Raw genomic sequence first — 12,554 nt, 5'->3', positions numbered from 1 at the left:
GGCCGCGGACGGAGGGCGCCCGGACTATGGCGCGGGCGCAGCCCCCGAATCCGTAATGGTAAGGCTGGCGGAATGGGTTTTCTTAAGGCCCGTAGGTTGTGCACAGGAGGTCTATCACCCCATCCACGAGATCTGAAAAAGCGGAGTGCCGTTCACCAGAAGGTCGGAGAAGCGGCTCGCCGCATAGGTTCCGAAGGCAAAGTCCCCGCGATGTCCTCGGACGATGCCCATCCCATCAAGGTGCTGCCGGAAGCCTGCCAGCGCCATCACCACCCCTGCGGCGACAGCGAGGCCCCAAGAGGCGGGACGCTCTGCTATCAGCTCCGGCTCAAGCTCGATCCTGGGACCACCAAAGGTGATGTGGTCCAGCGGCGCGGCCAGGAGCGCGTCGCCGAGAAGATAGAGAAGAGATGCCGCCCCGGACAGGGCGGCCCTCATGGCAGTCCGGCTCATGCCGCGACGCTCCACACGCCCGTGGTGGCAGCATCACGCGCGTAGTCGGAGAAGTCCTTCGGCGGACGCCCCAAGGCGCGCTGCACGCCGTCGGTCAAATGCGCATTGCGCCCATCGAGCACAGTGGAGAATAGGTAGTCCAGCATCCAGACCACGTCCTTCGGCGCTCCAGCCCGATCGGCTTCTGCAACGAAGGCATCGTGCGGTACATCCGTATACGTGATCTCGCGCCCTGTCGCCGCAGAGAGGTCGGAGGCCACATCCGCGAGGGTCATCAGCCGCGGACCAGTCAGTTCATAGAGCTGGCCGTTGTGGCGATCGTCCGTAAGGGATGCAACGACGACGTCGGCAATGTCATCGGCATCCACAAATGGTTCGGGGGTATGGCCGGCCGGCAGGGTGATCGCTCCGGCACGGACCATATCGACGAAGGCACCTTCCGAGAAATTCTGGTTGAACCAGCTCGCCCTGACGATGGACCAGTCCAGCCCGGCGTTCTGGACGATACGCTCTGCCGCCTGCGCCTCTTCTTCACCGCGGCCGGAAAGTAGGACAAGCTTGCGCACGCCGTAATGTCGCGCGCGTTGGGTCAGCGCGGTGATGGCGTCCGTGGCGCCCGGCATGGCAAGATCCGGCGCATAGGTGATGTAGATCGCCGAAACGCCCCGGAGCGCGGCATCCCAGCCGGCCTCATTGTTCCAGTCGAAGGAAGGGACTGCAGAGCGCGCGCCGATCCGCACGCTTCGGCCTTGAGCCTTGAGGCGTTCGGCCACGCGGCGGCCGGTCTTGCCTGTGCCGCCAAGGACCAGGGTCAGGTCATCATCTTTTGCTGTGGTCGTCATCGGTTTGCTCCTTGTTGTGGGCTGCAATCCGAAGAGTAGGGAGAAGGTGGCCAGGCCTCTTGCCGAAGGACGCCATGGTTTTGACCGTTCGCGCCAAAAAGGGATGCTACCCTCGTTGGGCACCAAGACGGTAGGAACGCGGCGTTTGTCCAGCCCATCGCTTGAACGCGCGCGTGAACCCGCTCTGCTCCGCAAACCCGGTGAGAAAGGCGATCTCCGCCAGGCTGTAGGTGGTTTCACGGAGCAGCTGCTGAGCCAGGTCACGCCGCGAAGAGTCCACCAAGGCCTGGAAGGAGATGTCTTTCTCAGCCAGGCGGCGTTGCAAAGTCCGCGCACTCATGGCGAGGGACTTCGCAACACCCGATATGGTCGGAACCCCCTCGCTCAAGGCCTGGCCGACAGCGATCTTAACACGCTTTTCCAGACCCGCATCATCGGCGAGCGCTGCAAGTTCGCTGTCGAGATGCCGATCGAAGAACCGAGCGATTGTGGCGTCACCGAGCTTGTTCGATGTATCGAGGGCCTCGTCGCTGATCTCGAAAGCGTTGCGGTCGGCTTCAAAATGGACGGGGCACCCAAAATGGTACTCGTAAACACTCGTCGGACCGCGCGGCTCATGCTTGAGATACAGGGCACACGGAGTGAACGGTGACGTGGCCACCTGCCGGATGATCTCGAGGACACTGGCCATGCTCGCTTCATTGGACAACACCATTCCAGGACTGTTGTCGCCTTTTTTATCGAGTACGAACAGGGCCCCCGCATCTGTCTTGTCCAAGGTGTATACTTCGACAGTTGAAAGGACGCGGGCGTAGCGCTCGGCGCGCGTGAGCGAGCCTTTTAGGTCCGGTGCAGACTTCCAGGCGAGACCGAACGCGCCGTACTCATCGCATCGCATGGACGCCCCTATCCTGAAGGGCAGGCGCAAGCCGTCAGGGTCCCTTTCCGCCAGTGCAGCAAAGAAGCGATAGTAGTCCGCCGATGGTACCATGCGCGCGGGGTCAATGGGCCCTTCGGGGTCCAACCCCAATCTCCTGACAAGATCATCCGTCTCGACGCCGGAACTGGCCTGCCCGGCGACCTTGTAGACATAGAGCGACGTGATCTCCCCCATGACTGGGACAATAGTCTCGGTTTATTGAAACAGTAAGTCTCGGGAACACCGCTCGTCCGACCATTGAGAAGCTGTGGCTTTTCAGGTTTTTGCATTGGAAGGCGCGGACCACCCTTTCAACCATCGGTGCCGAGGTCTCTACAGGGACCTGAATGGAGTCCCGTTCATCGAACGTTCGGGCGCGCGTCGGAACCCGCGTGGCACGATGGCTTTGGCCCGCCCTGCGATGCAAATGGCAATCAGGATCGGGTGCAAAAAGACTCGTCGACCTCATGCGGAGGGAACATGCCCAGACCACCTCGTGGGAAGCAAAAACACCGAAAAGCACAAGGAAGTACACGGAGGACCGTGAATTCCTGAATGATAACAATTGACTGAGAATGTTATAATGGTGCGGTCGAGAAGACTCGAACTTCCACCCGTGTTACCGGACAGCGACCTCAACGCTGCGCGTCTACCAATTCCGCCACGACCGCACTTTTGGCCCCGGATCAATCATTTCCCCGGTGCGAGCGCGGCGAATAGCAAAACGATTTCGGCGGTGCAAGCGCCTTCCGGCTTTTCTTCGTCGCAAAAATTGCCCATGTCGCCGCCATGACCCAAGAGGTTTTCCCCAACTGGTCCGAAGCGCCCGTGCTCTGGCGCACCAGCCACGCGCCCGTCGCCTATCCCGACGCCACGGCGGCGATGGAACGCATGGTCGGCGAGGTGCAGGCGGGTGGCCAAGAAAGCGTCTGGCTGCTGGAGCATCCACCCCTCTACACCGCCGGGACGAGCGCCAAGGAAGCCGATCTCGTGGACCCGAACCGCTTTCCGGTCTACGCCAGCCCGAGGGGTGGTCAGTACACCTATCACGGACCAGGCCAGCGCGTGGCCTATCTGATGCTCGACCTCTCACGGCGGAAAAAGGATGTTCGCCGTTTCGTGCAGGACACCGAAACCTGGCTGATCGGTGCGCTCGCTGAGCTTGGCGTGGAGAGCGGCATCCGTGACGGGCGCGTGGGCGTCTGGGTCGACCGGGGCGATGGTCGCGAGGACAAGATCGCGGCCATCGGCGTGCGCATCCGCAAATGGGTGACCTTCCATGGCATCGCGCTGAACATCAGCCCGGACCTGTCGCATTTCGAAGGCATTGTCCCCTGCGGTATTGCCGAGCCGCAATTCGGCGTGACGAGCCTTGCGGATCTTGGCCATAGCGCCCGGTTCGAGGAGGCGGATGCAGCCCTGCGCCGGTCATTCGAAAAAGTGTTCGGGCCGACCGAGGAAGAAGGCGCTCCGTAAACGTATCGCCACGAGCGGTGAGGAACGGTTCAGGCTGACTTCCTGTATGCTGCCAGAGTCTCGAGCAGCACCTCGTCCCGCACCGGCTTCCCGAGAATGGTGGCACTGGTCCATTTTTCGCGGATTTCGGTTTCGCGCCCGCTTTGGAAGATCAGTGGCACGCCGGCATCGGACAAGCGCTCAGCAGCGCCGTCAACCTCGCCATCCGTCAGCGAATGATCGAGGATGGCTACGTCAACCGTGGACGGATCAACAGCCATCAGGTCGGCCACCTCCGCAACCGTCGCAACTTGTGCTCCGTGTTCGGAAAGAATACCCTCCAGATGCGTCGCGATGAGGAAATCGTCTTCAGCGAGAAGAACGCGGAGCCCCTTGAGACTTTCCATCAGATCCCCAAGACCTCCCGCGTCAAGGGTCCGTGCCGCGCCATCAGCCGTTCGATGCGCGATACCCGGTCCGCCATGCCCAGTGCGAGGATGGCAGGGCAGCGATTCTGGTCAAGATAGAATGCGATGAACTCGCCTTCATCAGGGTCGCCCTCGTAGACAATATCGTCGAAGTCTTCCGTATGACCGATGTAGACATAGGAACCGGGCGCGTGCTGCTTGGTCCAGAAGAACGGAGCGATATCCTCTTCCTTCGGCGATCCTCCAAGTGCTGAGACGGCAGCCCGGCGTCCCAGCTGCTGGGCCCAGCGCCAGTGTTCGCTCCGCAGCTCTCCCCAACGGGTCGGCAAACGGGCGACATCGCCTGCGGCGTAGACTCCCTTGAAGCCCATGACGGCCAGGGTTTCGTCGACCGAAAGGGATCGGTCATCATTCCTCGATGCGCCAGCGAGAATGTCCGTGCAGGGACTGACCCCTACCGCCATGATGACCAATCCCGCGTCGAGCCGACGTCCATCTGCAAGCCGGACACCTGTCACACTTCCGTCATCACCCTCGATCGCCTGGACATGGGAGCCGCCGAAGAAGTTGACGCCCGCATCTGTCTGTTCACGGAGGAGGCGCTTCGCCACGCGTTCACCGAAAATCTTCGCGAACGGCAGTTCCTCCCTGGCTACGATTGAAACATCGATGTCTTCGCCACAAAGGGTCGCGGCGGCTTCCATGCCGATGAATCCGGCGCCGATGATGACAGCTCTATCAATCGCCTCGACCCGTTCGCTGAGGGCCAGCGCGTCCGAAAGATCCCTGATCGTCAGCACACCACCAAGCTCGGCACCGGGAATGTCAAGGCGCCTTGGCTCGGCACCCGTTGCCAGAATGAGGACCTCGGCGGATATCGTTCGCCCGTCTTCGAAGGTGATCCGCCTCTCTTCGAGGTCGACTTTCTCGGCGCTCGCATATTCGAAATCCAGCCAGCCATCACGAAGTTTTGTCAGTGCACCGATTTTAGCTTCTTCCGGCTCCCCGACGATGCTCTTGGTGAACGTCGTCCGGTCATAGGTTTCAGGCGCTTCGTGGCTGACCAGGGTCAGGGCACCGTTGTAGCCGTGCTCGGCCAGGCTCTGGGCTGCGGATAAGCCTGCTGCGCCTGCCCCAAGGATGATGATGCTCTTGGGATGGCCCCGCGAATCCGCTTCGGGCTTCGGTTCCTGATCGCGGTAACTCGGCTCGGAAGGTTCGATGTCGACCTTGAGCCGGCCGTCCTCGAGGATGGCTTCATACCGTTTATGGTGGCGGCAGCCAGGCGGCTCCTGGAGGAAACCGTCGCTGAGGCGGATCAGGGCACGGTGCCAGGGACAGACGAGACAATCGTCTTCGATGATCGCCTCCGAGAGAGGCGCACCCAAGTGCTGGCAATCGTGATCGAGGACAAAGAACACGTCGCCGCGCCGAACGACAACGAGGTCGCGGCAGGCGGTTGAAGCTTTGGTGGGCGTATCCTCAGCGAACTGAGAGATTGCGCCGAGATCATAGCGGGGCATGGGATCCTCCTGAGAGAGAAATAGGATTCCCGTGCCCCGCGACGATAACGTAGGTTAACTTGCGACCGATTAGCGCTTCGAGAACTGGAAGCTGCGGCGGGCCTTTGCCTTGCCGTACTTCTTGCGCTCGACCGCGCGGGCGTCGCGGGTCAGGAAGCCGCCCTTCTTGAGGACCGGACGCAGGCCCGGCTCGTAATAGGTCAGGGCGCGGCTGATGCCGTGACGGATCGCGCCGGCCTGTCCCGAAGGACCCGAGCCCTTGACGGTGCAGACGACATCGAACTGGTCGAGGCGCTCAGCGGCTTCGAGCGGCTGTTTCAGGATCATCTGGAGGACCGGACGACCGAAATACTCGGTGTAGTCCTTCTTGTTGACCGTGATCTTGCCGGAACCCGGCTTGATCCAGACACGGGCGACAGCGGTCTTCCGCTTGCCGGTGGCGTAGGAGCGGCCGAGTTCGTCGATCTTCGGTTCGGCAAGAACGACTTCTTCTTCGGTGGTCGCGCCTTCGGCAACGACACCGGCGTCTTCAGCCAGATCTTTGAGGCTATCGAGGCCTTGGGTCTCACTCATGCTTCAAATTCCTCAGCCGCGCGGCGTGTTTTTCGGGTTCATCGCAGCAACGTCGATCTTCTCGGGTTTCTGCGCTTCGTGCGGGTGGTTCGGGCCGGCATAGACATGCAGGTTCTTGAACTGCTTGCGGGCCAGCGGGCTGTCTTTCGGCAGCATGCGCTGCACGGCTTTCTCGAGAACACGCTCCGGGAAACGGCCGTCGAGGACCTTGTCAGCCGTGCGGGACTTGATGCCGCCCGGATAGCCGGTGTGCCAGTAATAGGTCTGCTGGGTCCGCTTGCGGCCGGTGAAGGCCACTTTCTCGGCATTGACGACGATCACGTTGTCGCCGTCATCGACATGCGGCGTGAAGGTCGGAAGGTGCTTGCCGCGCAGGCGCATGGCGATGAAAGAGGCCAGGCGACCGACGACGAGGTTCTCGGCGTCGATCAGGATCCACTTCTTCTCCACGTCAGCGGGCTTGGTGTTGTAGGTGCGCGAAGCTTCGGTTTGCATCGAGCGTCCCTTTCCAAGTGTGAACGGTTGAAGACGCGCCTCTGATGGATCTGCACAAAGCTGTCAACTTCTATCTGAAAAACGCATGTGTTTCAGCTTGTTGTTGCTGCGGTATTATATTACCGGCTTTTCCAGCGCCTTGAAAGAGCAGCGGTTTTCGCCGCCTTCACCTGATACCTGCCTTCCCTTTCAAACCGTGTAGGAGGTCGTCGATGCCTCCCATCTCCCCAGGACGTCCAGTGCCGCGGTGTAGCCCTTCACTGAATGCGCGGCGTAGCCCTGCGATCCATTCGCGCCCGGAAGGAAGATGCGGACCTCCTCGGGGAAGGCGACGGCGACATACCCTTTGCCCCGGAGATGCGCCGCGAGTTTGATGAGCGGCGGCTGGTCGAGTGGGACCTCCCCGGCCCCGTGCCGCAGCGTGCGAATGCGCTCGGGCCAGATGACCGGGACACGTTCGTCCTTGGCGGTGGATTTGAGCGCCTTATCCGCCGGCGCCAGCCGGATCGCCTTCAAGACCCCAACGACGGCCGAATGCCCAAAAGGCGTCTTGATGACTGTCACTGTGAATAGCCTCCAACAGAACTCAGGAAAGTTTTCAAAATATCTGCATCAATTGTGGCCAATCGGTGGCGGTTCATTATTCGCTACATTGCGTTTCAGTGAGAATGCAGTTGGCTTCTTTGTTTTCTATTATTCACATCTTGTTGAAGCGTGTTTTGTTTTGCATGGAGCCTTGTTGGCAGCGTGAAGGCGCTCACGCGGGAAAAGACGCTGCGGTGGCCAATCCGGTCGAGCTCGGCTTTTATGCGCCGGAAGAATTCGCCTTTTGAGGTCCATGATGAAGCTCACCGCCCGCGCGCTGTTGCCGCTGCTCCTTCTTGCTGCCTGCGGACAACAGGGGGCCGACGTTGCCCAGCCCGCATCCGATGACAGCGCCAGCCCGCTCCCACCGCCTCCGGTCGCGCGCGCCTCGATCACCCTCGGCAGCTTCGAGGGCCCGGTGACCGATCTTGCCGCGCTCGAAGCCAAACCCTTTGGCTTCCAGAGCGCGATCCTCGCGGCGAACGGGGATGCGGGGATCGCGGCCATCAGGGCTGATGGCGAAGCATCGACGGTCATCGAGACGATCGAAGCGCCCTACCTCATTGCGACGGCCAGCTTCCCGACCGGCGACGCCATCCTCTCCCTTTCGCAGTCCGGCGATCTCGATCTTCTGGACCCGGAAGGTTCAGGATCGATCGCCAGCGGGCGCGTTGCTACGGGCGCGATGAGTGACCTTTGCGTCTTCTCCGGCGATGAAACGGCGACCGCTGTCGTTGTCACGGCATCGAGTACGGTGGCCTTTGTCGATGTTTCCCTGACGGGCGAGCCGATCTCCGTGGTCGGAACGCCAGAAGTCATCGACGGTGTCATTGGCTGCGCCGCGGTGGGCGATGAACTTTATCTCCGGACGGCCGAGGGCTGGGATCGTCAGACCGCCAGCGGTGCCAAACCGACACCGCTCGAAAACGCCCCGGTGCTGGTCGCGGCAGGCGGCGAAGTCTTCGCCGTGGAGCCAGTGGGCGAGGATGCGCGGCTTCTCGTCAACGGTCAGCCTTTCGATACCCAGACGGCCGATGGCGAACCGCTCCGCCCGCTGATGGTGGAGCCGGCTTACGGCAATTTCGGCGGCGTCCTGCGGGATGGTGCCCTTATCGTTCTCGACGAAGGCCTCGGCCTGCATCTCATCCCGTGGCCTGCGATCGCCAAGCCGATGGGCTGGCCGGGCCAACTTGAAAGCTTATTGCCGGACGATACGGTGATGCCGGTTGACGGCCCGCCGCTGCCATCGCTCGAGCTCGATGACGGCCCCCTCGACCTCAAAGAGCCTGGGGCTGCGCCGCGCGAGCCTTATGGCGAGGACGAGCTGCCCCAGCCCCCTGACCTGCCGGAGAACCGGTAAGTCCGTAAACGGCGTAGTTCACGCTGGCGAGGACGAGGAGCGCGCCTGCCTGGTGCGCAAGGCCGAGCCAGAGCGGCACGGCCGCAACGATCGTCCAGATCCCGAGAAGAACCTGCAGCGCCACGGTGCCGCCGACCAGGAGCGCCATGGCCCGGCGGCCGGACCTGAGGGCGCGCCAGACGAAGACGCCTGCGGCGGCCAGCACGAAATACGCCCCGATCCGGTGATTGAACTGCACCGCCTCGATGCGCTCGAAGAGATCGAGGAAACGGGCGTCGGCTCCGAAATAGCCTGCCGGAAAGAACCTGCCGTCCATCAACGGCCATGAGTTGTAGGCAACGCCTGCGCGCAGCCCGGCAACAAAGGCGCCAAGGATGATCTGCAGGCTGGCGATGACCAGCAGGAAGACAGCGCTCTTGGCGAGCCACGGGTCCGGCACGGCCGCGAAGCCGCGGGGTTTGACCAGCGCGATGGCCTGCCAGACGACCAGCGAGAACAGGAGCAACGCTGTCGAAAGATGAAGCGCAAGCCGGTACTGGCTGACATCCACCCGCTCGGACAGGCCCGAGCTCACCATGTACCAGCCAATCGCGCCTTGAAGGCAGATAAGGAAGAACAGCCCCGGTAGACGCCAGCGCAGCGCGCCCTTCACCCGGCCCTGCACCCAGAAAACGATCATGGGAACAAGGAAAGCGAGGCCGATAAAGCGGCCGAGATTCCTGTGCCCCCACTCCCACCAGAAGATGAACTTGAATTCCTCGAGGCTCATCCCCGCATTCACCCGCTCATATTCGGGGATCTGGCGGTAGAGGGCGAAGGCTTCCTCCCACTGCTCCGCGTTCAGTGGCGGCAGCGTGCCCATGACGAGGTTCCACTGGGTGATCGAAAGCCCGGAATCGGTGAGGCGCGTCGCGCCGCCGACAATGACCATCAAGGCAATCAGCCCGGCCATGATGAAAAGCCAGGTTGCGACAGGGCGAAGCGAGGGGGTGTCTTGCGTATTCACGTCGCCCGTATATGCGAGGGAACACCGAAAACCCAAGAGGCCTCAGTGCCGCGGAAGATGACCATGGAGCCACGCCAGAAAAAGCTGATCGTCGCCCTCGCAACGGGGCCGTTCCTGCTGCTCTATGCGGGGCTGTGCCTTTGGATCTGGGACATGCTGCCCCAGAGCCGTTGGTCCGACTTTCTCTTCTTCATGGCCGCAGGCGTGGCCTGGGCCTTCCCGCTCAAGCCGGTGATGCTCTGGATGAACCGCCCGAAGGAAGGCTGAGGCCCTAGCGGCCCCCTCCCTCATCGCCCTGTTCCTCTTCGCCGGGCACGCGGAAGATCTGGCCCGGATAGATGAGGTCAGGATCGCGGATCTGGTCCGAATTGGCCTCGTAGATCACCGTGTACTGGAAGCCATCGCCATAGGCCCGCCGCGCAATCACCCAGAGATTGTTGCCCGGCTGGACGATGACATTGCCGTCCCTGAAGACGATGTCCTCCCGTCGCGCCTGCTCGAAGGGGACTTCGATGGCATATTTCGGTCGGCCGTCCTGGCCAAGCTGCACGATCTGGAGCGTGTAGCGACCGGGAGCTAGGCTGCCAGACACGGACCAGGTGCCATTCGCGTCAGCCTGGGTCTCCGCCACCGGGTTTCCATTGGCAAAGATCTGGACGACCGAACCGGGCTCGGCACGCCCTGCAAGGATGACGTTGCCCTCGCGGTCATAGTCGATGGTCTCGATCGCCAGAGGGCCGAGGCTTGGATCGAGCGGCGCTGCGCGCTGGAGCACTTCCGTCGTGCCGCCCGGCGTCGTGCGCAGGACCACCGGGCCCTGCCCGTCGGCCTCGGGCACGTAGATGATGACCGTCTCCTCGCCGATGATCTCCATCCCGTCTGCCGTGGTCAGCTTGAGGGTCAGTTCCACCGGGCCGGACTGCAACGGCGTATCGACTGCCATGGCAAAGGTGCCGTCGGAACCTATCGGCTCCGTCGCAATGCTTTCGCCATTGGCAAGAAGCTCGGCGGTTGCGCCAGGCTCGCCACGCCCGGCCACTGTCGCGAAGCCGTCGCGCGTGACCCGTACGATGTCGAAGGTCGGCGGGACGATCCCTGCCTCCACCTCGATTTCCACCTCATCCGAGGTGTCGGTGTCCGGGACCTGGCCGTCCCGTTGGGTCAGACCCCACCAAATGCCGAAGCCTAAAGCCAGAAGAATGATGACAAAAACGAGAGTGCGCATCGAACCGCCCAGAAACCTTGTTCCCCTACAACCCAACTCTGCTACGACGCTCGGCCGTCCGCAAGGATGGGGAAGTTTGAATAGCGATAATTCGGAGAGAACAACAAATGAACGAACTCCGCTCCATCTGTGTATATTGTGGTAGCCGTTTTGGACGTGACGATGCTTATGCCGAGGCTGCTGAAGCTGTCGGCAAGACGATTGCCGGTGCCGGCCTGCGCCTCGTGTTCGGCGGCGGCGAGCAGGGCCTGATGGGCACGGCGGCCCGCGCCGCGCGCGATGCCGGTGGCAAGGTTCTCGGGATCATCCCCACTTTCCTGCAGGAGCAGGAGGGCCTCCTCGAGAACATCGAAAGCCGTGAAGTCAAGACGATGCACGAGCGCAAGATCATGATGTTCGAGGAATGCGAAGCCTTCGCGGTGCTGCCCGGCGGTATCGGAACCCTCGAAGAAATGGTCGAGATGATGTCTTGGGCGAGCCTTGCGTTGCACAAGAAGCCGCTGGTCCTCGTCAACATCAAGGGCTTCTGGGATCCCTATATCAAGCTCATCGATCACATCTGCTCGGAAGGCTTTGCCTATCCGGGACTCCGCAACGCGATGGGCGTCGTGACCGATCCGACCGAGGTCGTCGAGAAAGCGAAATCGATGATGAAGCCGTCTCTTGAGACGGTCTGAGACTATTCCGCGACGCCGATATTGTCGGGACAATCGTTCTCGGCAGGTCGGCGATCGAGGGGGACCACATCGACGGTCTCGAGTTGCACCGTCGATTCGGTGATACCGTAGGCATCCCGTAGCCTGTCCTTGATATGCCTGAGCACCACATCCGGGTCGGCGCTCATTGGAATGACCGCGTGCAGGGAGATCATCGTCTCCCCCGGCGTGAGCTGCCAGGCGCGGCAGTCGTGCACGTCGAGAATGAGCGGCGAGGTTTTCAGCAGCTTCTTCACCTCCGACGCCGCGAGGCTCTTCGGCGCGGCCTGCATCAGGATCGCTCCAGTTTCCACGAGCAGAGGAATCGCCGAGCGGAGGATCAGCGCGCAAACGGCGAGCGTGAGGATCGGATCGATGATGGTGGAGTTTGTCCCCAGGATCACGAAAGCGGAGATGATAGCCGCGACCGATCCGAAAATGTCCGCTGCCACATGCAACATCGCGCCGCGCACATTCACATTGTCCGCCGCATTGGGGTGAAGGATCAGGAAGGCAGCAATGTTCGCTGCCAGCCCGACGACGGCGACACCGAGCATGAGGGGCGCGTTGATCGGCTGCGGGTCGCCCAACCGTTGGAAAGCTTCGAAAAGCAGGAAGCCGACGATGGCGAGAAGGCCCATGGCGTTGAGGAACGCTGCCAGGACCTGCGCCCGCTTCCAGCCGAACGGGAAACGGTCTGAAACCGGCCGTTTGGCCAGCCACTGGGCGCTGAGCGCGAGGGCGAGAGCGGCCGCGTCGGTGACCATGTGGCCGGCATCAGCCAGCAGCGCGAGCGACCCCGACAGCAGGCCACCGATGATTTCGACGATGGCGAAACCGGCAATGATCCCGAGGGCGACACCCAAGCGCCGTCCGCTGTTGTCAGCGTGACCGCCATGCTCACCATGCGCGCATCCGTGGTGGTGCGCGTGCTGCTTGTTCGACTGGCTCGTGGCCATCAGGTCCGCCTACAACCCTAACACTGCGCTGACACT

The 12,554-nt window shown here is 62.1% G+C and carries 16 protein-coding genes and 1 tRNA gene; 5 read left to right on the top strand and 12 right to left on the bottom strand.

Annotated features, from left to right (window positions below):
• Window positions 1-114: 114 nt before the first annotated feature.
• The 4 genes from IE053_RS11405 to IE053_RS11390 all read right to left on the bottom strand — a co-directional run bounded on the left by IE053_RS11405 (window position 115) and on the right by IE053_RS11390 (window position 2,885).
• Complete coding sequence (locus tag IE053_RS11405) at window positions 115-453, bottom strand: hypothetical protein (RefSeq protein ID WP_189576087.1); 339 nt, start codon at window positions 451-453, stop codon at window positions 115-117.
• Complete coding sequence (locus tag IE053_RS11400) at window positions 450-1,295, bottom strand: NAD(P)H-binding protein (protein WP_189576085.1); 846 nt, start codon at window positions 1,293-1,295, stop codon at window positions 450-452. Before IE053_RS11400 ends, IE053_RS11405 begins: the two co-directional genes overlap by 4 nt.
• 106 nt (window positions 1,296-1,401) lie before the next feature.
• Window positions 1,402-2,409, bottom strand: a complete 1,008-nt coding sequence (locus tag IE053_RS11395) for an AraC family transcriptional regulator (RefSeq protein ID WP_189576083.1) — start codon at window positions 2,407-2,409, stop codon at window positions 1,402-1,404.
• Window positions 2,410-2,798: 389 nt separating this feature from the next.
• Window positions 2,799-2,885: transfer RNA gene (locus IE053_RS11390), tRNA-Leu, on the bottom strand.
• A 118-nt stretch (window positions 2,886-3,003) separates the two neighbouring features.
• Here IE053_RS11390 and lipB point away from each other — a divergent pair.
• Window positions 3,004-3,690: a lipoyl(octanoyl) transferase LipB gene (lipB, locus tag IE053_RS11385; RefSeq protein WP_189576081.1), complete on the top strand. Its 687-nt coding sequence runs from the start codon at window positions 3,004-3,006 to the stop codon at window positions 3,688-3,690.
• Between the two features lie 29 nt (window positions 3,691-3,719).
• Here the strand turns inward: lipB and IE053_RS11380 are convergent, their stop codons facing one another.
• The 5 genes from IE053_RS11380 to IE053_RS11360 all read right to left on the bottom strand — a co-directional run bounded on the left by IE053_RS11380 (window position 3,720) and on the right by IE053_RS11360 (window position 7,252).
• The gene (locus IE053_RS11380) at window positions 3,720-4,076 is read right to left on the bottom strand and encodes a response regulator (RefSeq protein WP_189576079.1); all 357 of its coding nucleotides are present in this window, start codon (window positions 4,074-4,076) and stop codon (window positions 3,720-3,722) included.
• Window positions 4,076-5,620, bottom strand: a complete 1,545-nt coding sequence (locus tag IE053_RS11375; protein WP_189576077.1) for an FAD-dependent oxidoreductase — start codon at window positions 5,618-5,620, stop codon at window positions 4,076-4,078. Before IE053_RS11375 ends, IE053_RS11380 begins: the two co-directional genes overlap by 1 nt.
• A gap of 69 nt (window positions 5,621-5,689) precedes the next feature.
• Entirely contained in the window at window positions 5,690-6,193 is a 504-nt protein-coding gene (rpsI, locus tag IE053_RS11370; protein WP_189576075.1) for a 30S ribosomal protein S9, read from the bottom strand.
• Window positions 6,194-6,205: 12 nt separating this feature from the next.
• A complete protein-coding gene (gene rplM, locus IE053_RS11365) occupies window positions 6,206-6,688 on the bottom strand; it encodes a 50S ribosomal protein L13 (protein WP_189576073.1) in 483 nt (160 codons plus the stop codon).
• Between the two features lie 189 nt (window positions 6,689-6,877).
• Window positions 6,878-7,252: a hypothetical protein gene (locus IE053_RS11360; RefSeq protein ID WP_189576064.1), complete on the bottom strand. Its 375-nt coding sequence runs from the start codon at window positions 7,250-7,252 to the stop codon at window positions 6,878-6,880.
• Between IE053_RS11360 and IE053_RS11355 the strand changes: the two genes are divergently transcribed.
• Both IE053_RS11355 and IE053_RS11350 read left to right on the top strand, forming a co-directional pair.
• Complete coding sequence (locus IE053_RS11355) at window positions 7,242-7,439, top strand: hypothetical protein (RefSeq protein ID WP_189576062.1); 198 nt, start codon at window positions 7,242-7,244, stop codon at window positions 7,437-7,439. The genes IE053_RS11360 and IE053_RS11355 overlap by 11 nt on opposite strands.
• 87 nt (window positions 7,440-7,526) lie before the next feature.
• Window positions 7,527-8,633: a hypothetical protein gene (locus tag IE053_RS11350; RefSeq protein ID WP_189576060.1), complete on the top strand. Its 1,107-nt coding sequence runs from the start codon at window positions 7,527-7,529 to the stop codon at window positions 8,631-8,633.
• Here IE053_RS11350 and IE053_RS11345 read toward each other — a convergent pair.
• Window positions 8,551-9,639: a COX15/CtaA family protein gene (locus IE053_RS11345; RefSeq protein WP_229786191.1), complete on the bottom strand. Its 1,089-nt coding sequence runs from the start codon at window positions 9,637-9,639 to the stop codon at window positions 8,551-8,553. The two genes, IE053_RS11350 and IE053_RS11345, sit on opposite strands and share 83 nt — an antisense overlap.
• Before the next feature lie 45 nt (window positions 9,640-9,684).
• Between IE053_RS11345 and IE053_RS11340 the strand changes: the two genes are divergently transcribed.
• Window positions 9,685-9,906: a DUF2842 domain-containing protein gene (locus IE053_RS11340; protein ID WP_189576058.1), complete on the top strand. Its 222-nt coding sequence runs from the start codon at window positions 9,685-9,687 to the stop codon at window positions 9,904-9,906.
• A 4-nt stretch (window positions 9,907-9,910) separates the two neighbouring features.
• Here IE053_RS11340 and IE053_RS11335 read toward each other — a convergent pair whose 3' ends face one another.
• The gene (locus tag IE053_RS11335) at window positions 9,911-10,864 is read right to left on the bottom strand and encodes a LysM peptidoglycan-binding domain-containing protein (RefSeq protein ID WP_189576056.1); all 954 of its coding nucleotides are present in this window, start codon (window positions 10,862-10,864) and stop codon (window positions 9,911-9,913) included.
• A 107-nt stretch (window positions 10,865-10,971) separates the two neighbouring features.
• Here IE053_RS11335 and IE053_RS11330 point away from each other — a divergent pair, with 107 nt between their 5' ends.
• Window positions 10,972-11,541, top strand: a complete 570-nt coding sequence (locus IE053_RS11330) for an LOG family protein (protein ID WP_189576054.1) — start codon at window positions 10,972-10,974, stop codon at window positions 11,539-11,541.
• A gap of 2 nt (window positions 11,542-11,543) precedes the next feature.
• Here the strand turns inward: IE053_RS11330 and IE053_RS11325 are convergent, their stop codons facing one another.
• Complete coding sequence (locus IE053_RS11325) at window positions 11,544-12,518, bottom strand: cation diffusion facilitator family transporter (protein ID WP_189576051.1); 975 nt, start codon at window positions 12,516-12,518, stop codon at window positions 11,544-11,546.
• Between the last annotated feature and the right edge of the window lie 36 nt (window positions 12,519-12,554).

The sequence above is a fragment of the Parvularcula lutaonensis genome, from assembly GCF_014651915.1.
Taxonomy (GTDB): Bacteria; Pseudomonadota; Alphaproteobacteria; order Caulobacterales; family Parvularculaceae; genus Parvularcula; species Parvularcula lutaonensis.
Note: the sequence above shows the minus strand (reverse complement) of the source record. Positions and strands in the feature narration are given on the sequence as shown.